Below are 26,144 nucleotides of genomic sequence, written 5' to 3' on the forward strand. Positions count from 1 at the left end.
TGTGCTTAATACAGTTTTAAAGTGTCTGAAAAATATTTTTATAAAATTTTATAAAAAACTATTGACAAAAGAAAAATATAGTTTATAATAAAATCATATAAAGAATAAAATATAAAAAACAATAAAAAGGTTAGATATATGAAAGAAAAAATTGCAATCGTCTTTGGAACATTTGCTCCCTTGCATCAGGGGCATATCGATTTGATTCAGAAGGCTAAGCGTTCTTACGACAAGGTGCGCGTGGTGGTTTCAGGTTATCAGGGAGATCGTGGGCAGGAAGTGGGTCTGTCTCTGCAGAAGCGTTTTCGCTATACTAGGGAGACTTTCGCAGATGATGAACTGACTCAGGTTTACAAACTGGATGAAACTTCCTTTCCCCGCTATCCTCTGGGTTGGGACAAGTGGCTGTCAGCTCTATTAGAGTTGGTGAGCTATGATGCAGAACGGGAGGAACTGATTTTCTTTGTTGGTGAGGCTGACTATCAGGAAGAGTTAGAAAAGCGTGCTTTCAAAACTTCCTTGCAGGAGCGACAGTTTGGTATCTCAGCTACGATGATTCGGGAAAATCCTAGTCTTTATTGGAAATATATAGCCCAGCCTTTCCGCCGTCACTTTACCAAGAAAGTGCTGATTATGGGTAGCGCTAGCAATGGTAAAACGACCTTGGCCAAGGACTTAGCTCGCTACTATGATGCTCCAGTCAGCCTGGAATATGCTCGAGAATACCAGATTCAAAATAATGTGAGAGACGATGAGCTGACTCCTAAAGACTACTATTATCTGCTCTTGGGACAATATGCTCAGACTTCCCGCTTGATTGACAGCAGCGCCAACCGTGGTCTGGTCGTGGCTGATACAAATTCACTGGTAACCAAGGCTTACTATGATTACTATCTGAAAGAAAGTCCGGTTCAGGACGAAGAGACAGATACTTTTGATAATCTCTTTGCCAGCATTTTGTCCAAGGAAAAATGGGATTTGATTCTCTTTGCTGAGCCGGTTGGGGCCTATGTTAACGATGGCTTTCGTGATATGAGCATGGCAGACGAGTCTATCCGCAGTGATTTTTCAAGCCATCTAAAAAGGCTGAAAGAGCAGTGCTTGGCTCATATTCCGACGGTCTATCTGGCTGGCAGTTATTTGGACAATTATCAGGCGGCCAAAGAAGCGATCGACATGATTTATCAAGCAGATTAAAAAAGAAAGTGGTAAAATAGAATGGTAGAAAAAAATCAAAGACTCTCTCCTGCAGCTCTCTATGCAGGACTGAAACAAAAATCTCAGACCTTTGTTCAGAATTTCCGCAATGTCTGTGCGGCAGCTAAAAAGCAGGGTATAAAAGGGGTCGCGAAATTGCTCTGGCAGGATTTATTTGGCGGGCGTAGCTTGACTCAATGGCTCTACTTGATAGCTCTCTCTAGTCTGCCTTTCATTTTGGAGTTCACCAGTGGTCAGGAGCAGCATGACTGGCTGGGACTCTTTGCTTCTTGGACAGGCATCGTCTGCGTTATTCTAGTAGCCGAGGGGCGGGCCAGCAATTACCTCTTTGGAGCGATTAATTCGGCAATTTATCTCCTATTGTCCTTTCAGGCTAGCTTTTATGGAGAAGTGCTGACTACGGTCTACTTCTTTATCATGCAGCCAATCGGCCTTTATACTTGGCTGTCCAACCGGGTCAATGAACAAGATAAGGAAGAACCCTCTCATTTCGAAGCTAAGAAGTTAGACTGGCGTGGCTGGCTTAAATATTTGGCCTTGACTGCCTTGATTTGGATTGGTATGGGCTTTGCCTATAAGAGCATTCACAGTCACCGGCCTTTCCGTGATAGCGTGACAGATGCGACCAATGGTATCGGTCAGCTTCTCATGACTGGTCTCTATCGCGAGCAGTGGATTTTCTGGATTGCGACCAATCTCTTCAGTATTTATCTCTGGTGGGGTAGCAACCTTCACATACAGGCTATGTACTGGGTCTATACCCTCAATAGTATCGTTGGATGGTATCAGTGGACCAAGGCGGTGAAGAAAGCTTAGACTAAGATTTGAGATTTTTTGATAGAAAAAATAGCTTAGGAAAGGAAGAAACTCATGACCAAACAGGATATCCCAGCGGGAATGTCGGAAAAAGAGTACTATGAAACCATGGCGGATGAGTCCGCCTTTTTGGCATGGTACAAGACACAGGATTTGCCAAAGTACGAGACGCCCAGCGTAACAGCGGATATGGTAGCCTACTGTTTCGTGGAAGGTCAGATAAAACTCTTGGTCATCAAGCGCAAGGCTCACCCTTATCAAAATAAATATGCTTTGGTCGGAGGTTTTGTAGACAAGCATGAGGATGCCTATCAGGCTTGCATTCGGGAAGTCAAGGAAGAGGTGGGGCTGGAGATACCGCTGGAAAAGGTGGAACAGCTGATGACGGTATCTACCCCTGGGCGTGATCCGCGAGGTTGGGTCATCACTATTGCCCATCTGGTCTATCTGCCGGCCATAGCAGTAGACCAAGTACAAGCTGGCGATGATGCCAAGGAAGTCACCTTTCTTGATGTAGACTTTAAGACAAGGAGTTTTAGAGACGGTGAGCGGCTCCTGACAGCAGAGGATTTTGCCTTTGACCACTACCAAATCCTGCTGGAATCTATCAAGCGGATTCAGGGGCGACTGGACTGGAATCCAACTTTTCTCCATTTGCTAGAATCACCGTTTACTGTCTATGAAGGGACTGAGTTGGTCAATCTCATCACGCCTAGACGACCTATTGTCAGCAATAATTTTCTAGTGAAATTTGGAGAATACCTAGAGGAGGCAGGCGTTAAGCGCGTGCCAAAGAAGAAGCCGAGAAAAGTGTATCGGCTGAAGGTAGAAAAATCAGATTAAAGAAAGTTGATCATATATTTCTCTTGCAGGACAAATTTGTCCTGTTTTTTCGTTTTTAATCACGAATAGATAAGTAGGAGCGAGTTTCTCATGACAAAAGAAACAGATTGAGAAACAGAACTTCGCTTGAGAAAAAAATTTTTTAAGAATCTTGCATAAATGATTGACATAGAAAAATTACAGTGTTACAATAATGTTACAAAAAGATTTCTTAATATTACAAGGAGACAAAAGATGAAAACACGTACTTATACAAAAATGATGGCGGCTGCAGTTCTGGCTTCTAGTTTGCTTTTAGGGGCATGTGGTAAGAAAGAAGAAAGTGCAACAAGTGCTAGTTCTAGCAAAACTGTTCAAGCTTCTTCTAGCTCAAAAGTTGCGTCATCCAGCAAGGCCAGCGCTTCTCCTAAAGTTAATAATAGAGCTTCTTCAGAAGGGGCAGTTAGCCAGTCTGGACAAACCCAAGCTCCTGCCAGTCAGCAACAGTCTACTGTCGAAGCTCCTCAAGCCCAACAACCGCAGCCACAGCAAGCTTCAGGTCGACAAAATACTCAGAGTCAAGCAACTCAACCAGCCCAAGCGCCCGAAAGCAATCGCCAGCTTCAGAATAAACAGGCAGCCAGCAATGCTCGCTATAAAGGTGTCTTGACAATGGTGGATGGGGATTTCTCAGCGGCTGCTGGTACTTGGAAGGATGCCAATGGAAATAGTGTGACCGTATCAGGTAATGGTCAATTCACAGTCCAGTCTGCAGATGGAAAGACAGATAATTATTCCATTGCTTCCTACTCTTATACACTGGATGATGGCAAATACAATGCGCAGTTAAGTGGTCAAGGCAATGCCAATCTGCAGATTACAACAGGAGCAGATGGTTCAGTAACAAGCGTTGTGGTAACTCAACCCTAAACAGAACAAAAAGGAAGTCCAATTGGCTTCCTTTTGGTTTTATTTTTGAATTTGTAAGAGTTCTTCGATTTCAGCCAGACTTTCAGCTTGCGAAATAGCACCGCGGAGCTTGGCTGCTCCGGCAGTACCGCGCAGATAGTGCGGAGCTAGACCACGGAATTCGCGGATGGCCACATATTCTCCTTTGAGATTTACCAAGCGAGAAAGGTGATCGTGAGCGATTTTCATCTTGTCTTCGAAGCTGAGGTCTGGAAGGATTTCGCCAGTTTCAAAGTAGTGGTTGATTTGGTTAAAGAGGTAGGGATTTCCCATAGCTGCTCGACCTACCATGACGGCATCGGCACCGACTTCCTCGATACGCTGTTTAGCGTCTTGGACGCTGCGGATATCACCGTTAGCGATGAAAGGAATCTTAGTCAGAGCATGGGCTACGTCGTGCAAGGTCTCAAGGTCAGCATGACCAGTATACATTTGCTCACGGGTGCGGCCGTGCATAGCTAAGGCTGAGACTCCAGCGGCTTCAGCTGCTAGAGCATTTTCTACAGCTAGTGAGCTGTCAGACCAGCCAGTCCGCATCTTGACTGTCAGGGGAATATCTAGCACTGACTGGACCTTGTTGATGATTTTATAGATTTTCTCAGGGTCCTTGAGCCATTTAGCTCCAGCTTCGTTTTTGACTATTTTATTGACCGGGCAGCCCATATTGATATCGACAATATCCGTCTTGGTGTTTTCTTGGATAAATTCCGCTGCGCGGGCTAAGCTATCTTCGTCACTACCGAAAAGTTGGATAGAGACTGGATTTTCTCCTTCATCAATGTGGAGCATATGAAGGGTTTTTTCGTTGTTATACTGGATGCCCTTGTCAGAGACCATTTCCATCACGACCAGGCCTGCTCCCAGCTCTTTGGCAATGGTCCGGAAAGCAGAGTTGGTTACGCCGGCCATAGGCGCCAGAACTGTGCGGTTGGGAATTTTGACTTTCCCGATCATAAAAGGGGTATTAAGATTTGTCACGAATCAGTTCCTCCAGGTCATTTTGGTCAAAGTGATAGGCAGTCTGGCAGAATTGGCAGACGATTTCGGCTCCTTGGTCTTGGTCACGCATCTCTTCTAAGTCAGCCTTTGGCAGGGTAGCCAAGGCATTCATGAAGCGCTCTTTGCTACAGTCACACTGGAAGCGGATTTCTTCTTCAGACAGGCGTTTGTATGGCTCATCACCATAGATGGCAGCCAGCAGAGCTTCGATATGGTCATCGGATTCCAGCAGTTTTGAGATGGCAGGCATTTCTTGGATCCGCTTCTCAAAGCGGGCGATTTCAGCTTCCTTGGCACCAGGTAGAACTTGTACCAAGAAACCGCCAGCAACCTTGACTTTATCATTCTCATCCAAGAGGACGTTGAGACCAACTGCGGAAGGTGTTTGCTGGCTTTCGGTTAGGTAGAAAGCTAGGTCTTCACCGATTTCTCCAGAGATGAGAGGAGTCATGGAGTTGTAAGGATTACCCGTACCGTAGTCCGTGATAACGAGGAATTCGCCTTGGCCAACAAAAGGACCAACTAGAACCTCACCGGTGGCAGTTTTTTTGATATCTACACCGGGATTCTGTACATAACCTTTGACATTGCCCTCGGTATCTGCCACTGTGATGATAGCACCTAGTGAGCTGGTCCCGAGGACCTTGACAGTAATCTTGGTCTGGCCTTTTTCATTTGCAGCCAAAATCTGACTGGCAATCAGTGTGTGGCCAAGTGCAACGGTAGAGCTTGCTTGAGTTTGATGTTTTTCTTGAGCGGTCCGAACCGTCTCTGTGCTATCCAGCACATAAGCACGGAAAGAACCATTTTCTGAGATAGTTTTGATAATTTTGTCCATACCTTTTATTTTAACACAAAAAAGAAAAACAAGCGCATGACTGTGCTTGTTTTTTGGGGTTAGGAAGCATTTTAAGACCAAAAATAGTATAATAAAACAAAGGAGGCTAGCATGAACCAATCTTTGAAAGCGGCAGTCTATGGTCTGGCAGTAGCTGATGCATTAGGTGTTCCGTATGAATTTTTAACCCGAGGCAGTTTTAAAGCGATTGAGATGGTGGGTTATGGCAGCCATCAGCAACCTGCTGGAACTTGGTCAGATGATACTAGCCTTGTTTTGGCGACCTGTGATTCTATTAGGGGAAAAGGTAAGATTGACCCTGTCGATATGCAGCAGAGGTTTAAAAATTGGCTCTTCGAGGGAGCCTACACGCCAGATGGTTTGACCTTCGATGTAGGAAATGCGACTCGCGAAGCTTTGACAAGAGGACACGGTCTGTCTGATGAATATTCCAATGGAAATGGTTCTTTGATGCGGATTCTGCCCCTTGCCTTTACGGAAGCCGGTCCATCTGACGTTGAGGCTGTTTCCAGTATTACACATGCCCATGCGACTTCTGTGGAGGCCTGCCAGCTTTATGTGGATATTGCTCGTAGGCTCTTAAAAGGCCAGCAACTATCGGAAATACTATCAGGCTTAGAGACTAGTACGACCTATGCTCGTTTGCAAACTTTAGCAGAGCTGACCGAAGATGACATTCGCTCTACTGGCTATGTGGTGGATACCTTGGAAGCAGCGCTGTGGTGTCTGCTGACTAGCACTTCTTATCTGGAAACTGTCCTGAAAGCTGTTAATTTGGGCGATGACACTGATACAGTAGCAGCAGTTGCTGGCGGCTTGGCTGGTATCATCTATGGTTTGGAAGGGATCCCTGACAACTGGCTAGCCCAGCTGCGCCATAAAGAACTGTTGGAAAGTTGCTTGTTTTAAGCTTGTAAGTCAAATGCTTGTTGTGCCTGTTATAGAGTTTTGCTATAGCTATCAAACAAAAATCGCAGGGCATTCCTTGCGATTCGTGTTTTATCAGTCCATTTCTGGGAAAAGTTTAGCCAGTATTTTAGGGGTGATGCTTTGTCCCGGCCCCTCAGCACAGTAGGTATGCATATACATAGAGGGATTGAAGTTGAGCTCAATGCAGGTACAGTTGGGATTTTCCTTTGTGGAAATAGCAGAGCTGTCAGGGATGATCAGGTCAACGCCACAAGCCCAAGCTCCCATAGCCATGGCCATGTCTGCGGCAAGTTCCTTATAAGATGGGTGCATGCTGTCTGTGACATCAATCGAGTCTCCGCCAGTAGAAATATTGGAATTGCGCCGCAAGTCAACCTTGACTCCAGCAGGCAGGATATCATCTGGTCCATAACCTTGCTGGTCCAGCATGAGCAGTTCAATGTCCCCCAGTTCAATGATTTCGAGCGGTGAGCGATGGTCTCGACCGCGCAGGGGATTGTCGTTTTTGATGGCAACCAATTCTCTCACGGTATGTTGACCGTCTCCGACGACATTGGCTGCTACTCGCAAGAGGATTGCCTCACATTGACCGTCTAAGACAAAGAAGCGGTATTCCGTTCCAGCGACAAATTCCTCCACTAGGACAGCAAGGTCTTCTGAAAAAGCAATCTCCAAAGCCTTGCGATAAGCTTCTAGACTAGCTGGTTCTTGGAAGATAGAGATGCCCAGTCCGAAGTTGGTTGACTTGGGTTTGACGACAATTTGTCGGTCCTTAATCAAAGGGTAATAGGCCAATCCATCCTCTAGGGAAGAAAATTCTGCTCCAGCCGGAACGGGAAAGTCAGCTGCAGCCAAAATCTTTTTGGTGACTGTTTTATTGGCCATGGCCAGAGGGATGACATAGTTATCCTTGGAGGTCATGTTTCCGTTCTTGACATACTCCACATGGTGACCGTGCCAAAGCTTGAGAAATTGGTCATTTTTATCTAAAATTTCTACATTAAGCCCTTTTTGAATAGCATCAAAGAGTAGCATCTGGGTGGACAGTTCCATATTTTCGTAGCCTTTGAGGGCATAAGGAGCAGTCCAAGCGTAGCGGTGATATTCCTCTGCTTTTTCTAGCCCAAAGGTCATTAAGGAATCGTGCTGGATATGAGGCAGGAGTTGACCAGATAGGGTTAGCTGAGGATTTAGTAGTGCCTCTTTAAGCTGCTGAAGCAAGGTTTGGTAGTATGTCGGCAGTTCAAAATGTTGAATGAGCTCTTCCATGGCTTGGAGCGGTGCTGAGCTGTCTGCCTCATCTGGCAGGGCAGTTAGCGGGTGGCTACAAGCAATCTTTTGGTTCAAGTCGCGGGCAGCTTTTAATGTCGTATCAACATTTTCTACATCATCTAGCCAGAGCAGGCTCAGTAAAAAGAGATGGATGGTATCTAAGGTTTCCTGGCTAATGCCTAAATGGTCAAAAGGATTGAGGTCAAAGCAGCGGAATTCCAGATAAGTGATGCCTTGCTCCAGATAGGCACGATTGTGCTTCTGTCCACGGAAGCGAACGGCTGAGTAAAATTCCTTTTCAGCGCTGAGCTCGCCTGACTGAACGTAGTTTTCAATATCAGTTACATATTGCTCCAAAGAAGCGTAGGACACCTGAATATTCTCGTCATTGACATAACCATAGTCGCTGTTACGAAAAGAGCGGATAGGCTGGGGAATGTCCTGAATGTAGAAGCCAGCTTCTGCCAAAGGGGCTGCCCCGTAGAGATAGGTTAAAATCCAGCGGAAGCGCAGAAAGTTTCGAGCCAGCTTGAGATAGAGGTCATTTTTAAAGTCCTTGAGTGAATGGTAGGAGCTGACTTGAAAGAGAGAAGTGACCAGATCTTTTCCTAGCTCCATATTGTAGTGGATGCCAGAGATAGCCTGTAGTTTTTTGCCATATTTTTTCGCTAAGCCCTCTCGGTAGTGGCGCTCATAGTCGTTTTCCAGATGGGCGATGGCAATCTCTTCTTCCGTCAGCTGTGGTGGCATGGACAGAGGCCAGAGGCGTTCATTCTGGTCAATCGAGCGGCCAGCCACATCGCTGATAGCTCCCAGTAAGCGTCGTGCTTCCTTAGTCGAGTGAGCGATAGGTGTAATTAGTTCCAGTTGTTGCTCGCTGAAGTCTGTTTGGATGGTTGGGTGGAAATTGCGGGAACCCAGCTGACTCGGATGAGCAGTTTGAGCTAAGTGTCCATCAGTTGTCACCCGTAGATTTTCCCTCTCCAGACCAAAGGTCGCTTGGAGAATGGGGCTTGCTGTATCCAGTTTCTGCAGTAATTGATTAATCGTCATCGTTTCACCGTCCTATGATAGTAATTTTAGTCTATTACAAACGGAAAAAGAAAACAAATTTTCGCTACGATTTTACAAAAATTCCGAACTTTTATTTTTAATAAACTAATAAATTTCAGAAAATACAGATTTTGTGAAAATTTAATTCGTTTTCAAAAGGGAAAAAGCAAATTAAGAATGGATCCCACCTTGAAAAATTGTTAAATTTTTCATATAATGAGGTATAAAACATAATCGCAGGTGAGATTCCTGCCTGCTTTTCAAGAAAGGAAGAGCTGCTTCAGCTCAGACAAAATTATGACATCAGTAGTTGTTGTAGGAACCCAGTGGGGAGATGAAGGAAAAGGGAAGATTACAGACTTCCTTTCAGCCAATGCCGAAGTGATTGCCCGCTATCAGGGTGGTGACAATGCCGGACACACTATCGTGATTGACGGCAAGAAGTACAAGCTGCACCTGATTCCGTCAGGGATTTTCTTTCCAGAAAAAATCTCTGTCATTGGAAATGGAATGGTGGTCAATCCCAAATCTCTGGTCAAAGAATTGAACTACCTGCATGAAGAGGGTGTGACGACGGATAACCTTCGTATCTCTGATCGAGCGCATGTCATCTTGCCTTACCATATCGAGCTGGATCGCCTGCAGGAAGAAGCAAAAGGTGACAATAAAATCGGGACGACAATCAAGGGAATCGGTCCTGCCTATATGGACAAGGCTGCTCGTGTCGGTATCCGCATTGCTGACCTTTTGGATAAAGATATTTTCAGAGAGCGCTTGGAGCGGAATCTAGCTGAGAAAAACCGCCTCTTTGAGAAATTGTACGATAGTACAGCAATCAGCTTTGATGATATTTTTGAAGAATACTATGAATATGGACAGCAAATCAAGCAGTATGTGACCGATACCTCTGTTATCCTCAACGATGCCCTGGATCAAGGCAAGCGAGTGCTCTTTGAAGGGGCTCAAGGGGTTATGCTGGATATTGACCAAGGGACTTATCCATTTGTAACTTCTTCTAATCCAGTTGCAGGGGGAGTCACCATCGGTTCCGGTGTTGGTCCGAGCAAGATTGACAAGGTAGTTGGTGTCTGCAAGGCCTACACCAGTCGGGTCGGAGATGGACCATTCCCAACAGAGCTTTTCGATGAAGTAGGTGACCGCATTCGTGATATCGGCCATGAATATGGCACTACCACTGGCCGTCCGCGTCGGGTAGGCTGGTTTGACTCGGTTGTTATGCGCCATAGCCGCCGTGTCTCAGGGATTACCAATCTTTCGCTTAACTCCATCGATGTTTTGAGCGGTCTGGATACAGTGAAAATCTGTGTAGCCTATGACTTGGATGGTCAGCGCATTGACCATTACCCAGCTAGTCTGGAACAGCTCAAGCGTTGCAAGCCGATTTACGAAGAGCTGCCAGGCTGGTCAGAGGACATCACAGGTGTTCGCAGTCTGGAAGACTTGCCAGAAAATGCCCGCAACTATGTTCGCCGAGTGAGTGAGTTGGTTGGTGTTCGTATTTCTACCTTCTCAGTCGGTCCTGGCCGCGAGCAGACAAACATCTTGGAAAGCGTCTGGTCAAATTTATAAAAAAGTCAGCACAAGGAAATTGCTTCTTGTGCTTTTTTGTAAGAAAATTTCATATTAAGACTCATTTAAGATATATATTTTATACTAACAGCATAAACAAAGACCTCCTAACTTTGTTTAAAAATCCTAAACTTTTTTCATAATAATCTCCTGAAAGTCACCCTAGTGGTGGCTTTTACTTTTTCTGAGAAGTGCGGCAGGCTTGTGGTATAATGGGATAGACGACTACAGATTTAGAAAGACAATGATGAATTATACGATTGAAGAAAAAGAAGCATTTATGCGGGAAGCTTTGAAGGAGGCGGAGATTGCCCTAGCTTATGATGAAATTCCCATCGGCTGTGTCTTGGTTAAAGAGGGAAAGATTATCGGCCGCGGTCACAATGCACGTGAGGAGCTGCAGCGGGCTGTTATGCATGCGGAAATAATGGCTATCGAAGAGGCGAATCGGCACGAAAATAGCTGGCGCTTGCTTGATACAACGCTTTTTGTGACCATTGAGCCGTGTGTCATGTGCAGCGGAGCGATCGGTCTAGCGCGCATTCCTCACGTTGTCTATGGAGCAGCAAATCAGAAATTTGGAGCAGCTGGCAGCCTTTATGATATTTTGACAGATGAGCGTCTGAATCATCGAGTAGAAGTGGAGACAGGTGTTCTCCAAGAAGAGTGCGCTCAAATCATGCAGGATTTTTTCAGACAGAGAAGGAAAAAATAAAATTAGCCAAAATCAAAAGTTTGTGTTATACTAATTAATGGAGCAACAGTTTTGCGTGAAGCGGGTCAGGGGAGGAATCCAGCAGCCCTAAGCGAAGTAAGCTGTGTGCTCTTTTTCTATGTCTCTTAACGAATCAAGTCCGAAGGAGGAAGATGAGTTTAGAGACATTGACGCAGTTGAATTTACATGCTGGTCTTTTTTATTTTTAGTAAAACGTTATAAAGAATTTATTCGGAAGAAATGGCAATAGCTAACCCTGTTTTCATAAGATAAATGCAAACGATTGCTCTCAGTCATGTCCTAGGATTAGCTTATTTAGAAAAATAGTATATAATAAAAAATGTAAACGTTTTAAAATAGTAAAAGCACTTGCTTATTTTTTCTTAAAGCGTTATCATAAAAGAAAAGAACAATTGGAGGATAAACATGACACATATTAAATTTGACTACTCAAAGGTATTAGATAAATTTGTAGCACCACATGAACTAGATTATATGCAGCCTCAAGTGACTGCAGCAGATTCTGCTCTGCGAAATGGTACAGGTCCTGGGGCAGAAATGACTGGCTGGTTGAACTTGCCTGAAGAATATGACAAAGATGAATTTGCTCGTATTCAAAAGGCTGCTGCTAAAATCCAATCTGATAGTGAGGTATTGATCGTAATCGGTATTGGTGGTTCCTATTTAGGAGCTCGTGCAGCTATTGATTTCTTGAATAATTCATTTGTAAACTTGCAAAGCAAAGAAGAACGCGAGGCACCTCAGATCCTCTATGCTGGAAACTCTATCTCTTCAAGCTATTTGGCTGATTTGGTAGACTATGTATCAGACAAAGATTTCTCTGTCAATGTTATTTCTAAGTCAGGAACAACAACAGAGCCTGCTATTGCTTTCCGTGTCTTCAAAGAACTCTTGGTTAAGAAGTATGGTCAGGAAGAAGCAAATAAACGGATTTATGCAACTACAGACCGCGCTAAAGGTGCAGTTAAGGTTGAAGCAGATGCTAATGGCTGGGATACTTTTGTAGTGCCTGATAGTGTAGGTGGTCGTTTTACAGTATTGACAGCAGTGGGACTCTTGCCAATCGCAGCTGCAGGGGCTGATATCAGCAAGTTGATGGAAGGAGCAAATGCTGCTCGCAAGGCTTATGCTTCTGATAAGTTGGCTGAAAATGAAGCATATCAATATGCAGTTGTACGCAATATCTTGTACCGTAAAGGTTATCTGACAGAAGTTCTAGCTAACTACGAACCATCTTTGCAATACTTCTCAGAATGGTGGAAGCAATTGGCTGGTGAGTCAGAAGGTAAAGACCAAAAAGGTATCTACCCAACTTCAGCCAACTTCTCAACAGACCTGCACTCTTTGGGGCAATTTATTCAAGAAGGAACTCGTATCCTCTTTGAAACAGTTATTCGTGTAGATAAGCCTCGCAAAAATGTGTTGATTCCTGAATTAGCAGAAGACTTGGATGGCCTTGGCTATCTGCAAGGAAAAGATGTTGACTTTGTCAATAAGAAAGCAACAGATGGAGTGCTGTTAGCTCACACAGACGGCGGAGTGCCAAATATGTTTGTGACCCTGCCTGAGCAAGATGAGTTCACTTTGGGCTATACTATTTACTTCTTTGAGTTAGCTATTGCTCTTTCTGGCTACCTGAATGGTATCAATCCATTTGACCAGCCAGGAGTTGAGGCTTATAAGAAAAACATGTTTGCTCTTCTTGGGAAACCAGGCTTTGAAGAGCTGGGTGCTGAGTTGAATGCACGCCTTTGATTCTCATATGCTTTGAGTTCATTTAGAATATAAAAAGATCCACAAGTTCATTTCTTGTGGATTTTTTAGTACAAGCCTCTTAATTAGTTTATTATTTTTTTGAACAGTGAAAAAAAGAGTGTCTTAATTCTTTTATGAAAGCGCTGTATAATTGCCTTGTAAATAAAATTTGAGAGGTATCAAAATGAATGATTGGTTAGACATTAAAGGCAAAACAGTTCTTGTGACGGGTGCGTCATCTGGGATCGGTAAGGCAATCGTCGAAGAATTGTTGGAATTAGGAGTCAATGTAGCGAATTTTGATCTTAGCGACAACGATTTGCGTCACCCGAATCTATTATTTGTAAAAGTTGATGTAACTTCTCGCTCTGAAGTAGAAGAGGGTGTTGCCAAAATAGTTGAAAGATTTGGCAATATTGATGCGGTAGTCAACAATGCGGGGATTAATGTCCCTAGATTATTAATCGATGCAGAAAATCCTAAAGGTCCTTACGAGTTGGACGATGAGACGTTCGAAAAAGTAACAATGATTAATCAAAAAGGTTTGTATCTGGTTAGTCAGGCAGTAGGACGTATTTTAGTGAAAAATGGGAAAGGTGTAATTGTGAACATGGCTTCAGAAGCAGGCTTGGAAGGTTCTGAAGGACAAAGTGCCTATGCTGCAACGAAAGCGGCAGTCTATAGTTATACTCGTTCATGGGCGAAAGAGCTTGGGAAACATGGTGTACGTGTGGTTGGAATTGCTCCAGGAATTATGGAAGCTACGGGTCTTCGAACTCTTTCTTACGAGGAAGCTCTTGCTTATACCCGTGGAAAGACGGTAGAAGATATTCGAGCTGGTTATGCTTCAACTTCAACGACTCCATTGGGACGGAGTGGGAAACTACGGGAAGTAGCTGATCTTGTAGCGTTCTATATTTCAGACCGTTCTAGCTATATAACAGGTGTCACTACAAATATTGCCGGAGGTAAAACTCGCGGTTAAAACAATGAAGGTAGGGAAGAGAGTTGACCTTAGTAAATCGGTGGTATAATATTTTAGATAAAATGGTCTCGCAGCCAACTTATTCCTTGGTAGATATGCGCTCAGAACTGGATATTAGCTTGCAAACCTTGCAAAAGAGTATCCAACAATTAAATGATGTTTTGGCTCCTAATATCCAGATTATCGCACAAGATGATCAGTTAATGTTAGAAGTGTATGACTATACAGAGTTGGAAAGGATTTTATCTGGTAGTTTAAAACAGGAGAGTGACTTCAATTCTTCCAGTAAAAGAATTGCCTATTTGCTAAAACGTTTAATTGAGTCAACCTCCCCTCTTCTTATTGACGACTTGGCTGAGGAAGTAGGTGTTAGTAGAAGTACCCTTAATAAGGATTTAAAACAAGTAAAATCTTTGGCAGAGAGTTACTCTATCACTATTTCAGGAAAGCCCAACCGTGGGCTGGAGGTCTTGGGGAGCGAGCTGAATTTGCGCTTGCTCTATATTCACCAAGTGGCTCCTTACTTTGAAGGAAGGACACTCACTGAGGCAACATCTTCTTTTCTGGAGACGCTAGTCCAGGACTATAAAATCCCTAAAGAAACACAGGAACTCCTTCGAAAGACCATTTCAATTATGGTGGAGCGTATTCATACATCTAGAGTGTTGAATTGTCCTATTCCTTACTATAGGAATGATTTAACAGAGACACCTTTAGCTGAGAAATTAATCTATCATATTGAAATGACTTATAAGATTTCCCTCAGTCAGTTTGAGATAGACTTTTTGTGTTTTCCGTTTAATGTCCGTTTTATTGACACTTTAAGCAAGACATCTTATCAATCTGAACAGCTTGCAAAGATTTTTCAAGGGATTGTCAAGAAAGTCAAAGAAACAATGTTGGTTCACTTTGATGATGAAGAATTATTTGAAGAAATCAAATCTCATCTAGGCCCCTTAATCAATCGACTGATTTTCCATGTGCAAGCTAATGATATATTTCATGGCGAGGTTCAAACTCAATATCCTTTTGCTTTTGAAATGGCAAAAATAGCTGGAGAAGAACTATCTGCAATTTTTGGTTCTGAATTGGAATTATCTGAAATCGGATATCTGGCTTTGTATTTTGAAATGATTTTAAGAAAGCAAAATTCTGCTGTAAAGGGTTCTCGCAAGCAGATAGCTGTAGTTTGCACAACAGGAAGAGGAACTGCTACGATGATTATTCAGCAACTCAGACGAGTCCTTGGAAATGATGTAGACATTACTCAGTATTCTGAAGAGGATTTTAATGTGGATTTGAATCAGGACTATTTCGCGATTTTTACGACAGTTCCTCTAAAATATAAAGATTCTAAATCTCCAGTCATTCAAGTTAATCATCTTTTTGATGATCAATGGCTGCAGGAAGAATGGCAGAGGGCCAATGCTTTTCATCAAAAAAATCTAGAAACAGTCAGCTTACGTTTTCTTCGGTTGAGCCCCCAAAAAACCTATCAGCAATACTTGCTAAATATGGTTGCAGAGTTAGAGAAACTTCAGATGATTGATGAAGGTTTTAGAAATCGGATAATTGATAGGGAGAAAAAGCAATCAACCATTTTTGGTGGAGGAATTGCCTTCCCCCATACAATTAACCAGGGTTATGCAAAGACTATTTTAATGTTCGGAAAACTAGAAGAGCCTTATCAAAAAGGAGATGAATGGATTGAATTTATCTTTCTAGTCGCCATACCCTCAGAAATTGAAAGAAAAATGGAAAGTGAATTGCTGGAATTGTATGACGATATTTTTCGAATTGCAGGAGAGCCTTCTCTAAAAGAAGCATTGAGGGCTGTAGAAACAGAGACAGAGTTTCTATCATTTTCTAAGAGCAAAGGAGTATTTTAATGAATTCGCTAATAATTTTCGCTGTGTTTGTCATGGCAGCTTATATATTTCAAATGTTCCTCGGCTGGCAGCAACTCAAAGACTTCAATAAGACCTATACGATGCTCCGAAAACTGGGGCGCGTAGCGATTGGCAGGAAGTCCGGAAGAATAAAATCCGGTACGATTGTCATGTTCGCGGTTGATGAAAACGGTCGGGTTCTTAAAGCTAGCAAAATGCAAGGAGTAACAATCTTAGCGCGTTTTCAAAATATGGATGATTATGTCGGAGAAGACATCCATTATTTTGACAAGTATAATCCTCTTGTGAGAAAAGAAAATAAGTTGATGCAATCAGTCATAGAAGATGCTAGAAAAGTCTATCTTTGGCATGAGGCAGGTATTGAGAAAGAGACAAGTTCTTCTGATTCTTTTCTGGGATTCGGCTTTTATACGAATTACTTACAATTATCTATTAAACAGTTATTTAAAAAAAATAAGAAAAGGAGTTCCTTATGAATCACATTACAAAATTTGCAGAGAGTTTTATGAAACTCTTCCAATTAGGTGGAGAAACCTTTATTAGCTGGATGACAAATATTGTACCGCTTGTCTTAATGCTATTGATTGCAATGAATACCCTTATCGCTTTCTTGGGAGAAGAAAAGGTCAATTCCTTGGCTAAGATTTCTGCCAAAAATCCTGTTAGCCGTTATATGATTTTACCTTTCATTTCAGCCTTTATGCTGGGGAATCCGATGGCGATCAGTATGGGACGCTTCTTGCCAGAATATTATAAACCTAGTTTTGTAGCAGCTCAGATGCAGTTCTGCCATACTTCAAACGGGGTATTCCCGCATATCAATCCTGGGGAATTGTTTGTATGGATGGGAATTGCAACAGGAATTCAAACTTTAGGTTTAAGTCAAATGGACTTAGCCATTCGTTACATGCTTGTTGGGCTTGTCATGAACTTTGTAGGCGGTTGGGTAACCGATTTTACAACTGCTTATGTAGCAAAACAGCAAGGTGTTACCTTGAGTAAAACATTTGATTGATAGAAAGAGTGAAATTATGTCATATAAGAGTATAAAAGTTGTTAAAGGAAATGGCGGTTTCGGAGGACCTTTGGTCATTACCCCTAGTGAGGCTAAGCATAAATTTATCTATATCACTGGTGGCGGAGAAAAGCCAGATATTGTAGATAAAATTGCTGATTTGACCGGTATGGAAGCTGTTAATGGGTTTAAAACTTCTATCCCTGATGAGGAAATTGCTTTAGCAATCGTGGATTGCGGCGGTACTCTTCGCTGCGGTATTTATCCTAAAAAGGGGATCCCTACAATCAATATTGTCGCTACAGGGAAAAGTGGCCCTCTAGCACAATATATCACCGAGGAAATCTATGTGTCAGCAGTTGGCCTTAATCAAATTTCTGCTGCTAATGAAGACGAAAAAGCGACAACTGTGGTAACAGAAAAGCCAACTTACGATACTAGTAAAAAAATTACAGAGCAAAAAGCTGAAACAAGTATTGTAGCAAGAATTGGGATGGGCGCTGGGAAGGTCGTTGCGACTTTCAACCAGGCAGCTCGTGAAGCCATCCAAACAATGCTCAACACAATCATTCCTTTCATGGCCTTTGTTTCCTTGCTGATTGGGGTTATTCAAGGTTCAGGTGTTGGAAATTGGCTGGCAAAATTAATGGTTCCCCTAGCGGGGAACATCTGGGGACTCATTTTGATTGGCTTTATCTGTTCCTTGCCATTCCTATCTCCTTTGTTAGGCCCCGGAGCTGTTATCAGTCAGATTATCGGAACCTTAATTGGAGTCGAAATCGGAAAAGGGAATATTCCGCCCCAAATGGCTCTGCCAGCTATATTTGCTATCAACACTCAAAACGGTTGTGATTTCATTCCTGTAGCACTCGGTCTATCTGAAGCCAAGTCTGAAACAGTTGAGGTTGGTGTCCCTTCTGTGCTTTATTCACGCTTTCTCAATGGTGTTCCGCGGGTGCTAGTAGCTTGGATAGCTAGTATTGGTCTTTATCAATAGACCTTTGATAGATGCACGTAAACAAAGCAACTATTATGTTAAACTTATCTATAAGCATAAGTTTAAGACAAATTAGAGAAAGGATAAATAGGAATTAGATGAAGAAAATTTTTGAAGCTAAAGTAATTCAAGTGGGACCTGAAGCTCAGAATATGATTCAAGATGCCAATATGCTCATTTTATTTGGAGAAGAAGCACCGGAAGATTTAGCAGAGTATTGTTTTAAGATTGATAACAAAAATCTGCTAGGTTCAATACTAGAAGGCGGCAAGCTGGTGGTAGATAATCAGGAATATTCAATTAGTTCTGTGGGAAATGTAGTAGAAAAAAATTTAACTGGACTGGGCCATATCACGATTTCTTTTGATGGTTCAAAAGAGGGGAGTCTTCCTGGTACACTCCATGTCGCAGCAGACCAAGCAGTAGTAATTGAAAAAGGCTCTACCATTCAGATTTTTGAAGTAGCTCAAGTAGGATAAAATATCTAAATAAGAATACTAGAAAAATAAGAGTCTAAAAACTTGATTCAGAGCCTGGGCAAAAAGTCCAGGCTTTTGGGTCTAAATTAGAAAAAATAGATGACGCAGTGGTTGATTGGCATCTTCCTTCGCTTTTTAAGCCCCAAAGATTGCCTGATCAACTGTGCGGGGGTGGGAAGACGAACTTTTTAACTTGTTTGAAGTTCTTTCCCACTCCCTTTTTGATTGGAAGAATAATTTATGTTATAATATTGTAAAATTTGTCATTATTTTTCAATATTTTCGCAATATGACAAATCAACAAAATTTATAAGGAGAAAACCATGTCAGATAAAGATGGACAAGGTCAAGTGCAAGGGGCTTGGCAAGAAAATCAAACTAGCCAGCCAATGCAAGGGAATTTCCAGCAGCTTCAGTCGCAAGAATTACCTGATAAGAAAGGCAATATCGGAAAAGTCATAGGACTTTCAGTTTTTGCTCTTATAATTGGTCTTTTGATTGGTAGCGGTTCAGCTTATTTTATCGGCAAGCAGGCGCAGACAAATAAGGATATACAAAGGATTAAGCGTCTGAGTAAGGCTCAGGAAGAAGCTAAAGACAAGAGTTACAGCTTTACTACAGACGGGCAGTCGGTTCAGTTTAATTGGACTTTGAAAGACTTGGGACGGTTGAGCTATACAAATGATGAGGGATTAGGCCTGACGGCTGATCAAATCGTTGAAACTTATGGCTTGGCTAGTTCAGCAGAATATGATCGTAATCGTCTGTTACTCCGATGGGGCCCTTCTGTCAGGGATAAGGAGCAAAATATTTCTTTTCAATTTGATAAAGTTGACCAGAACTACTATCTGAGACAAGTGGTAGTTGGAGATTCTTTTAAAGAATATAGAAAAGGGAAGGAAACGACAGATTGGAGCGTATTATCTCCCAAAGACCTTGAACGTTTGAAAGAAGGAGACAAGGAAACGGGTGAAGGAGGAATAGCTTTATCAGAGGTCCTGAAGAAGCATCCTGTTCCGTCAGAAATTGTCATCGCAACCGAACGTGACGTAGATAATAAGATTATCTCCAACCGTCTGATTGCTGAGGTAACTTATAAAACAGAAGATGGTTATGAATACCTATTGTTTGTAGGCCAGCCAGATGGAAATTTCTTATATATAAAGTCAGAGGAAATGTAAGTTTTTAGTTATTTAGTTTATCTTTTGTGACTGACTGCTTTCAAAGCATTTCGTTATTAAAAGAGAACTGATAAAACTATTGGAAATAAACAAGAAAGAGGAAAGAAGATTGACAGAACAGCAATCACAGCATTCTTTTGAATCGTCAAAGAATGTTCGGCCAGAAGAAGGAATTCCGCGACATTTTCAATCTCAGCAAGGCCATGTTTTCAGTCCGCAGGGACCAACCCCACCTTTGGCCAAGAATAAATCTTGGAAAGGAATCCTGATAGGCGGAGCCTTGCTCTCTCTTGGTCTTGGACTAATCGGAGGGGGAATCTGGGGCTATAGAATGGGAGTAGCGGATGTTATCAAAGGGGAATATCCTGTGCTCCATCCTTTAGCAGATGCTGGGGAATCAAAGAGAGATCAATCAGATCAGTACATTGACCCTGATACTACTGAGTTCAAGTGGGATATTGATAGTTTGTCAGAGTTACGGTTCAATACTATTCAGACAGATACGAATGGTACTTCTGTGGAAGATATTCTTGATAAATATGGCAAGGCTTTAAAAGAAGAAATCTCTCATGACAGCCTTGATTTAGAGTGGGGAACGCTTCAAGATTCTGATGATGAGGAGGACTGGCCAGTTTATTATACAGATCAAACTGCTTCTCTGGATTTTGAGAAGAAAAAAGATGGTTTCTATCTGAATAGCCTTCATATCTATAATATTCGCTTTGAAGGAAGCAATCATAATGCTAAGGACGAAGCCATGGCCGCTGATTACTTTGAAAAACTGAAAAAAGGCGATGCAAAGACTGGTAAGGACGGCATTTCCTATAAGGAAGTTTTTAAGGAATATGGCAGTCCGCGAAGTATCTCTATTCGTGTAGATGAAGATTTCAGTGAGGATACTAGTCAAACCATTATGGAGGCGGCTTATGACGCTCCTAATGATGGTACTTATAGGTTGTTCTTCGTTCAGCAGGAGGACGGAAACTATCTTTTGTCCATTACTGCCAACAAATAAAACAGAACTCAAATAATAAAAGGAGAAACGATGTCAGAACAAAATAAACCGCAGGAACAATCTTTAGAAGGATTAGCTCCGTATCCACAGCAAGTCCCGTCATCAGATCCAGGACAATTTGTAGCTAACTCAGTAGAGGGGCAGCCTCTTCCAGCAGAAGGAGGCAGTCCTGAGATGCCGAATCCTAATCAAGATTTTGGTGTTCAGCAACCCATTTTTGATGCTCCTCAACAACAGATGCCTCAGCAGGATAATTGGGGAAATCCCGCTTTTCAAGGAGCAATTCCTCAGGGATTTAATCCAGCTGGTCAGAACTTTGCCGGACCACAGCAAGCTGCAAACTTCGCTGGCCAGCCAAGTCCAGAGCCAAAGAAAAATAGTACGGGCAAGCTGATAGGATTTTTAGGAATAGGCCTGGCAGCGGGACTATTGCTAGGAGGTCTTGGCGGCTATTTCCTAAATGATTTTATGGGTGGGGGAAGTGTGCCAAGTCTGTCTCGAAAGGGACATCAAAGCGATGTTGCTTCTTTTGTGGCTCCGTCAAAAGAGGATGTGTATGAGTGGGAAGTGAAAGACCTTGAAAAGCTGAGCATTGTTAGTGCGGATGATGAAGGATTGACCCCTGAACAAGTAGTCAAAGATTTTGGCTTGGCTAGCAGTGTGACGTTTCAGGAAGAAGGGCTCTCATTGTCTTGGTTACCTGACTCTAGTTACACCACTCTGACCTTTATGAAACACGAGGATGGCAGCTACCATCTTCAGGGTATGAGTATTATGCCCGGCAGTGATGGCTATAATAAAAAGGTATCTAGCCAGATTACAGAGAGCTTAAAGACAGGTGATGCGGAAACAGGCGAGGGCGGTTCTTCCTTTAAAGAAGTAATCAAGGAATACCCAGAATATCAACATATCTCAGTTTATGGGGATAGTGAATCAGAGCCGAAGATGCTTGTAAACTATGAAACCTCTTCAAATAAGGAGATAACTTTGACTTTTATCCGTCAGGAAAACGGACAGTATCTATTGAGTAATCTTTCTAAATAGAATAAATGAATAAGAGTGCTTATATCACAAGCTGGAAACTCTGAACGGTACGCAAAAGATTAAACTGACCATTGATGCCAACAGTGGGAACATTTTGAACGAAAGAATTAAATAATATCGTTGGTATATAGTTTGGAATTGCTTTGTTGGGCACGGACGAGAGTTCGTGTCTTTTTACAATCTGTATCTCATGTAGAGAGTCTTATAGGAGTTTTGTAATCCCCTTTTTTGTGTTATAATATTGTCTAATCAAGCTTCTTGGTTTACTTCAATTGTTCTTCAAGTTGTTGGAGATTGCGAAGATAAACAAACTAAAAGGCTAAATCATTCACGAATCGAGGGAAAAATCATGTCTGCTACTAAAATGAACGCTCAAGAAATTATCAAATTTATCGCTGATGCCAAGAAAAAAACTCCGGTCAAGGTGACCTTTAATGGAGAATTGCACGGATCAATCCCTTGGTCTGTTGTGAAGTTAGGCAATGTTCTTTTTGGAGACTGGGAAGAAATTAAGCCACTCCTAGTGAACTTAGAGGAAAATAAGACCTATGTCGTAGAGCAGGATGCCCGCAACTCAGCGGTGCCGCTTTTGGACAAGCGCGACATCAATGCCCGCATTGAGCCGGGCGCTATTATCCGTGACCAAGTCGAAATTGGTGATAATGCTGTCATCATGATGGGGGCAGTCATCAATATCGGTGCGGAGATTGGTGCGGGAACCATGATTGATATGGGCGCTATTCTGGGAGGCCGAGCGATTGTCGGAAAAAACAGTCATGTCGGTGCTGGTGCTGTTCTGGCGGGAGTCATTGAGCCGGCTAGTGCTGAGCCAGTTCGGGTTGGAGACAATGTGCTGATTGGTGCCAATGCGGTTGTAATCGAAGGTGTACAAATTGGCAGTGGTTCCGTTGTTGCGGCCGGTGCGATTGTGACCCAGGATGTTCCGGAAAACGTAGTAGTTGCTGGTGTTCCGGCACGAGTTATCAAGACCATTGACGAGAAGACCCAGCAGAAGACAGCTCTGGAAGACGCCCTGCGTACTCTTTAAAAATGGCATAAAGATGAATTGATTGGGCCTAGCCCAAAACTTTGACAGGTCTGACAAGATTTTAAAGGAAAGAAACAATGCTTGATTACCTGAAAATTCGCCGTGATTTACACCAGATACCAGAAATCGGTCTGGAAGAATATAAGACTCATGCCTACCTGATGCAGGTCATTGATGGACTGACAGCAGGTCTAGACTTTGTGGAAATCCGAACTTGGCGGACGGGTATTTTGGTCTTTATCAAGGGAAGTTCACCGGATAAGACGATTGGCTGGCGGACAGATATTGATGGTTTGCCGATTGTGGAGGATACAGGACTGGACTTTGCCAGTACCCATGCAGGTCGGATGCATGCCTGTGGACACGATATGCATATGACGGTGGCTCTTGGCCTACTGGAGAAAGCTGTGAGCACTCAGCCCACCCATAATCTACTCTTTCTCTTTCAGCCTGCTGAGGAAAATGAAGCTGGCGGTATGCTCATGTATGAAGACGGTGCCTTTGGCGACTGGCTGCCAGATGAGTTTTACGGTCTCCATGTGCGACCAGACCTCAAGGTCGGCGATATTGCCACTAACAGAGGAACGCTTTTTGCTGGTACCTGTGAAGTCAAGCTGACCTTTAAGGGGAAGGGAGGCCATGCGGCCTTTCCTCATGAAGCCAATGATGCTTTGGTGGCGGCTAGCTACTTTATCACCCAGGTGCAGACCATTGTCAGCCGCAATGTCGATCCTATCGAGGGGGCGGTTGTGACCTTTGGTTCGCTCCATGCTGGCACGACCAACAATGTCATCGCAGAAACGGCCTTTTTGCATGGCACCATTCGGACTCTGACTCAGGAGATGAACATCTTGACTCAGAAGCGCTTACGGGAAATAGCAGAGGGCCTAGCCCAAAGTTTCGGTCTGGAATTGGACTTGGAGCTTAAACAAGGTGGCTACCTGCCTGTGGAAAATCATCCTGGCTTAGCAGACGAATTGATGGACTTCTTCCAGAAGGAAGAAGGAGTGCGACTGATTGATATTGCGCCGGCTATGACAGGCGAGGACTTCGGCTATCTGCTCAGCAAGGTCAAGGGCGTCATGTTCTGGCTGGGAGTGGATAGTCCCTATGCCCTCCATCATCCCAAGATGACACCGGACGAGGCAGCATTGCCCTTTGCGATTGAAAAGATTGGGAAATTCCTAGATTATAAAATCAACGAAAGATAAGAAAAGGGTGGACGAGCTGCATGAAAAAAGAGCTGAGACAAACTGTACTGAACCAGATGAAGAAACTATCAGGAAAAGAAAAAGAACAGGCAGATAGCTGGCTGACCCAGCACTTGCTCAGTTCAGCAGCTTATCAAAACGCTCAGGTTATCGCTACCTATCTTTCTATGCCGCATGAAGTCTCAACTGCAGCCTTTATCAGACAGGCTCAGTTGGACGGCAAGCGGGTTTTAGTGCCTAAGACCTATGGCCAGGGTCGGATGATATTTGTGGATTATGATGAAAGTCGCCTTCAAAAAAGCTCTTTTGGACTTATGGAGCCGATAAGTGAAGAGGCTGTGGAGAAGACGGAGATTGATCTGATTCATGTGCCGGGTGTGGTCTTCAATTCTCAAGGCTTTCGGATTGGTTATGGCGGTGGCTACTATGACCGCTATCTGGTTGATTTTGCAGGAGCATCCATCAGCAGCATCTATAGTTTTCAACAGTCTGATTTTGAACCCGATTATCACGATATAGCAGTAAAGGAAGTACTGATTTATGAACTACATCTACGATAAAAAATATCCTGTGACCAGTATTTTGCTAATTCTGACAACGCTTGTCTTTGTGGGGATGCTTATTTTACGTGGCTTTTCTTATGCTGAAGCACAAACTGTCTTTGAATTTGGAGCAGTGTATTCTCCAACTATTATCATGAATCCCATTCAGATATGGCGACTCTTTTCTGCTATCTTTGTGCATATTGGCTTGGAGCACTTTGTGGTAAATGTCATTACTCTTTATTTTATTGGACGGCAGGCAGAAGACATTTTTGGCTCACGAAATTTCTTTCTGCTCTATATGATGTCTGGCCTAATGGGAAATATCTTTGTCTTCTTTTTCAGTCCGGATACTCTGTCAGCAGGAGCCTCTACAGCCTTGTTTGGACTTTTTGCCTCTATCGTGACCCTGCACTATGTCGTTCGCGACAGCTACATTCAGCAGCTGGGGCAGTCTTATATGACCTTGATTGTGGTCAATATCATCTTTAGTTTCATGCCTAGTATCAGCCTGGCTGGGCATTTGGGAGGTTTGATTGGTGGCATACTCTGTGCGGTCATTCTCCCTATCAAAGGCTCAAGCAATGCTTTTAAACCTGCTCAGCGCTGGCTAGTCCTATTCGGTTATCTAGCCTTGGCTGCCCTTCTAATTTTTCTAGGCTTTCATCATTCCTTGATTTAACAAGTGTGTATAAATAACTAACGATATATAAAAAAAGAGGTTGAAAACCTCTTTTTTATAGCTGAAATTTTATTTTTAAGGCTAGTTGTTTGGATTAATTATTTTTTACTTTGTTTTTTCTCTAATGTATGACCCAAGTCAATGATATACTGCTTCAGGGAGTCTTTGACCTGCGGATGCTTGAGGGCGTAGTCGATTGAAGTCTTCATAAAGCCGAACTTGTCACCGACATCATAGCGATCGCCCTTGAATTCGCGAGCGAACACGCGCTGCGTCTTGTTAAGAGTATCAATCGCATCGGTCAGCTGAATCTCATTTCCAGCACCTGGCGCTTGTTTTTCCAAGATTTCAAAAATTTCTGGTGTCAGCAGGTAGCGGCCGATAATAGCCAAATCACTCGGTGCATCTTCAGGTTTTGGCTTTTCGACAAAAGTTTCCACGCTGTAGAGACCTTTGACACCTTCGCCTTGAGGGGCAATCACACCATAAGAGGAAACTTCATCATGAGGTACCTGCATGACAGCGATGGTAGAAGCGTGAGTAGCCTCGTAGTCATCAATCAATTGCTTGGTCAGCGGCACAGCCTTATCATTGGTGATGTCCATAAGATCATCGCCCAGCATGACAACGAAAGGCTCGTTTCCTACGAAAGCTTTGGCCTGAAGGACAGCATCTCCTAGTCCGCGCGGATGGCTTTGACGGATGAAGTGCAGACCGATACCAGTGGTTTCATCAACCAATTTTAGCAAATCGTCTTTACCCTTTTCTTTGAGGTTGTATTCTAATTCAAAGTTTGAGTCAAAGTGGTCTTCGATTGAGCGTTTTGACTTACCTGTAACAACTAGAATATCTTCAATTCCAGATTTGAGAGCTTCCTCAACGATAAACTGGATGGTTGGCTTGTCGACAATCGGCAACATTTCCTTGGCCAGTGCTTTAGTAGCTGGCAGGAAGCGGGTTCCGAGACCAGCTGCAGGGATGACGGCTTTCTTAACTTTTGACATAATTATTTCCTT

The 26,144-nt window shown here is 43.1% G+C and carries 25 protein-coding genes and 1 other RNA gene; 22 read left to right on the forward strand and 4 right to left on the reverse strand.

The window, feature by feature from the left end:
* The first annotated feature begins 138 nt into the window (after positions 1-138).
* The 4 genes from J1C77_RS00955 to J1C77_RS00970 all read left to right on the forward strand — a co-directional run bounded on the left by J1C77_RS00955 (position 139) and on the right by J1C77_RS00970 (position 3,786).
* Positions 139-1,197: an AAA family ATPase gene (locus J1C77_RS00955; RefSeq protein WP_427195105.1), complete on the forward strand. Its 1,059-nt coding sequence runs from the start codon at positions 139-141 to the stop codon at positions 1,195-1,197.
* A 21-nt stretch (positions 1,198-1,218) separates the two neighbouring features.
* Positions 1,219-2,034, forward strand: a complete 816-nt coding sequence (pnuC, locus tag J1C77_RS00960) for a nicotinamide riboside transporter PnuC (RefSeq protein WP_002922625.1) — start codon at positions 1,219-1,221, stop codon at positions 2,032-2,034.
* A 54-nt stretch (positions 2,035-2,088) separates the two neighbouring features.
* Positions 2,089-2,877: an NUDIX domain-containing protein gene (locus J1C77_RS00965; protein WP_002922623.1), complete on the forward strand. Its 789-nt coding sequence runs from the start codon at positions 2,089-2,091 to the stop codon at positions 2,875-2,877.
* A gap of 159 nt (positions 2,878-3,036) precedes the next feature.
* Complete coding sequence (locus J1C77_RS00970) at positions 3,037-3,786, forward strand: hypothetical protein (protein ID WP_002922622.1); 750 nt, start codon at positions 3,037-3,039, stop codon at positions 3,784-3,786.
* Between the two features lie 39 nt (positions 3,787-3,825).
* On the opposite strand, the gene dusB is transcribed toward J1C77_RS00970, so the two are convergent.
* Both dusB and hslO read right to left on the reverse strand, forming a co-directional pair.
* The gene (gene dusB / locus J1C77_RS00975; protein WP_002922618.1) at positions 3,826-4,803 is read right to left on the reverse strand and encodes a tRNA dihydrouridine synthase DusB; all 978 of its coding nucleotides are present in this window, start codon (positions 4,801-4,803) and stop codon (positions 3,826-3,828) included.
* A complete protein-coding gene (gene hslO / locus J1C77_RS00980; RefSeq protein WP_002922615.1) occupies positions 4,790-5,662 on the reverse strand; it encodes an Hsp33 family molecular chaperone HslO in 873 nt (290 codons plus the stop codon). Before hslO ends, dusB begins: the two co-directional genes overlap by 14 nt.
* A gap of 111 nt (positions 5,663-5,773) precedes the next feature.
* Between hslO and J1C77_RS00985 the strand changes: the two genes are divergently transcribed.
* Positions 5,774-6,592 carry an ADP-ribosylglycohydrolase family protein gene (locus tag J1C77_RS00985; RefSeq protein ID WP_002922613.1) on the forward strand — a complete coding sequence of 273 codons (819 nt, stop codon included), beginning with the start codon at positions 5,774-5,776 and terminating at the stop codon, positions 6,590-6,592.
* Positions 6,593-6,685: 93 nt separating this feature from the next.
* Here the strand turns inward: J1C77_RS00985 and gshAB are convergent, their stop codons facing one another.
* Positions 6,686-8,938, reverse strand: coding sequence for a bifunctional glutamate--cysteine ligase GshA/glutathione synthetase GshB (gshAB, locus tag J1C77_RS00990; RefSeq protein WP_002922611.1), 2,253 nt, complete (start codon positions 8,936-8,938; stop codon positions 6,686-6,688).
* 297 nt (positions 8,939-9,235) lie between these two features.
* On the opposite strand from gshAB, the gene J1C77_RS00995 reads away from it, so the two are divergent.
* The 17 genes from J1C77_RS00995 to J1C77_RS01075 all read left to right on the forward strand — a co-directional run bounded on the left by J1C77_RS00995 (position 9,236) and on the right by J1C77_RS01075 (position 25,128).
* The gene (locus tag J1C77_RS00995) at positions 9,236-10,528 is read left to right on the forward strand and encodes an adenylosuccinate synthase (protein ID WP_002899212.1); all 1,293 of its coding nucleotides are present in this window, start codon (positions 9,236-9,238) and stop codon (positions 10,526-10,528) included.
* Positions 10,529-10,772: 244 nt separating this feature from the next.
* Entirely contained in the window at positions 10,773-11,243 is a 471-nt protein-coding gene (tadA, locus tag J1C77_RS01000; RefSeq protein WP_002922608.1) for a tRNA adenosine(34) deaminase TadA, read from the forward strand.
* Between the two features lie 34 nt (positions 11,244-11,277).
* Positions 11,278-11,363: signal recognition particle sRNA small type (gene ffs, locus J1C77_RS01005), an RNA gene on the forward strand.
* A gap of 306 nt (positions 11,364-11,669) precedes the next feature.
* A complete protein-coding gene (locus tag J1C77_RS01010) occupies positions 11,670-13,019 on the forward strand; it encodes a glucose-6-phosphate isomerase (RefSeq protein ID WP_002902099.1) in 1,350 nt (449 codons plus the stop codon).
* A gap of 184 nt (positions 13,020-13,203) precedes the next feature.
* Positions 13,204-14,004 (forward strand): SDR family oxidoreductase, encoded by an 801-nt coding sequence (locus tag J1C77_RS01015; protein ID WP_002902100.1) that lies wholly within the window; start codon positions 13,204-13,206, stop codon positions 14,002-14,004.
* Between the two features lie 62 nt (positions 14,005-14,066).
* Positions 14,067-15,893: a BglG family transcription antiterminator gene (locus tag J1C77_RS01020; RefSeq protein WP_002902101.1), complete on the forward strand. Its 1,827-nt coding sequence runs from the start codon at positions 14,067-14,069 to the stop codon at positions 15,891-15,893.
* Positions 15,893-16,390 carry a transcriptional regulator GutM gene (locus J1C77_RS01025; protein ID WP_002902102.1) on the forward strand — a complete coding sequence of 166 codons (498 nt, stop codon included), beginning with the start codon at positions 15,893-15,895 and terminating at the stop codon, positions 16,388-16,390. Before J1C77_RS01020 ends, J1C77_RS01025 begins: the two co-directional genes overlap by 1 nt.
* Positions 16,387-16,929 (forward strand): PTS glucitol/sorbitol transporter subunit IIC, encoded by a 543-nt coding sequence (srlA, locus tag J1C77_RS01030; RefSeq protein WP_002902103.1) that lies wholly within the window; start codon positions 16,387-16,389, stop codon positions 16,927-16,929. The genes J1C77_RS01025 and srlA overlap by 4 nt, the downstream gene beginning before the upstream one ends.
* Before the next feature lie 16 nt (positions 16,930-16,945).
* Entirely contained in the window at positions 16,946-17,926 is a 981-nt protein-coding gene (gene srlE / locus J1C77_RS01035) for a PTS glucitol/sorbitol transporter subunit IIB (RefSeq protein ID WP_009660130.1), read from the forward strand.
* Between the two features lie 98 nt (positions 17,927-18,024).
* Positions 18,025-18,405: a PTS glucitol/sorbitol transporter subunit IIA gene (locus J1C77_RS01040; RefSeq protein WP_002902105.1), complete on the forward strand. Its 381-nt coding sequence runs from the start codon at positions 18,025-18,027 to the stop codon at positions 18,403-18,405.
* A 323-nt stretch (positions 18,406-18,728) separates the two neighbouring features.
* Complete coding sequence (locus J1C77_RS01045) at positions 18,729-19,586, forward strand: hypothetical protein (RefSeq protein ID WP_002902109.1); 858 nt, start codon at positions 18,729-18,731, stop codon at positions 19,584-19,586.
* Between the two features lie 79 nt (positions 19,587-19,665).
* Positions 19,666-20,601, forward strand: a complete 936-nt coding sequence (locus tag J1C77_RS01050; RefSeq protein ID WP_002902110.1) for a hypothetical protein — start codon at positions 19,666-19,668, stop codon at positions 20,599-20,601.
* A 30-nt stretch (positions 20,602-20,631) separates the two neighbouring features.
* Complete coding sequence (locus tag J1C77_RS01055; protein ID WP_002922596.1) at positions 20,632-21,645, forward strand: hypothetical protein; 1,014 nt, start codon at positions 20,632-20,634, stop codon at positions 21,643-21,645.
* Between the two features lie 349 nt (positions 21,646-21,994).
* Positions 21,995-22,693 carry a 2,3,4,5-tetrahydropyridine-2,6-dicarboxylate N-acetyltransferase gene (gene dapD, locus J1C77_RS01060; RefSeq protein WP_042763054.1) on the forward strand — a complete coding sequence of 233 codons (699 nt, stop codon included), beginning with the start codon at positions 21,995-21,997 and terminating at the stop codon, positions 22,691-22,693.
* Between the two features lie 77 nt (positions 22,694-22,770).
* Positions 22,771-23,904, forward strand: a complete 1,134-nt coding sequence (locus J1C77_RS01065) for an N-acetyldiaminopimelate deacetylase (RefSeq protein ID WP_002922592.1) — start codon at positions 22,771-22,773, stop codon at positions 23,902-23,904.
* Between the two features lie 20 nt (positions 23,905-23,924).
* Positions 23,925-24,464, forward strand: a complete 540-nt coding sequence (locus J1C77_RS01070) for a 5-formyltetrahydrofolate cyclo-ligase (protein WP_002922588.1) — start codon at positions 23,925-23,927, stop codon at positions 24,462-24,464.
* On the forward strand, positions 24,445-25,128 hold the full coding sequence (locus tag J1C77_RS01075; RefSeq protein WP_002922585.1) for a rhomboid family protein: 684 nt from the start codon (positions 24,445-24,447) through the stop codon (positions 25,126-25,128). Before J1C77_RS01070 ends, J1C77_RS01075 begins: the two co-directional genes overlap by 20 nt.
* 98 nt (positions 25,129-25,226) lie before the next feature.
* Here J1C77_RS01075 and galU read toward each other — a convergent pair whose 3' ends face one another.
* Complete coding sequence (galU, locus tag J1C77_RS01080; protein ID WP_002893959.1) at positions 25,227-26,132, reverse strand: UTP--glucose-1-phosphate uridylyltransferase GalU; 906 nt, start codon at positions 26,130-26,132, stop codon at positions 25,227-25,229.
* Positions 26,133-26,144 lie beyond the last annotated feature (12 nt).

It is taken from the genome of Streptococcus sanguinis, assembly GCF_050223295.1.
GTDB classification, from domain to species: domain Bacteria; phylum Bacillota; class Bacilli; order Lactobacillales; family Streptococcaceae; genus Streptococcus; species Streptococcus sanguinis_X.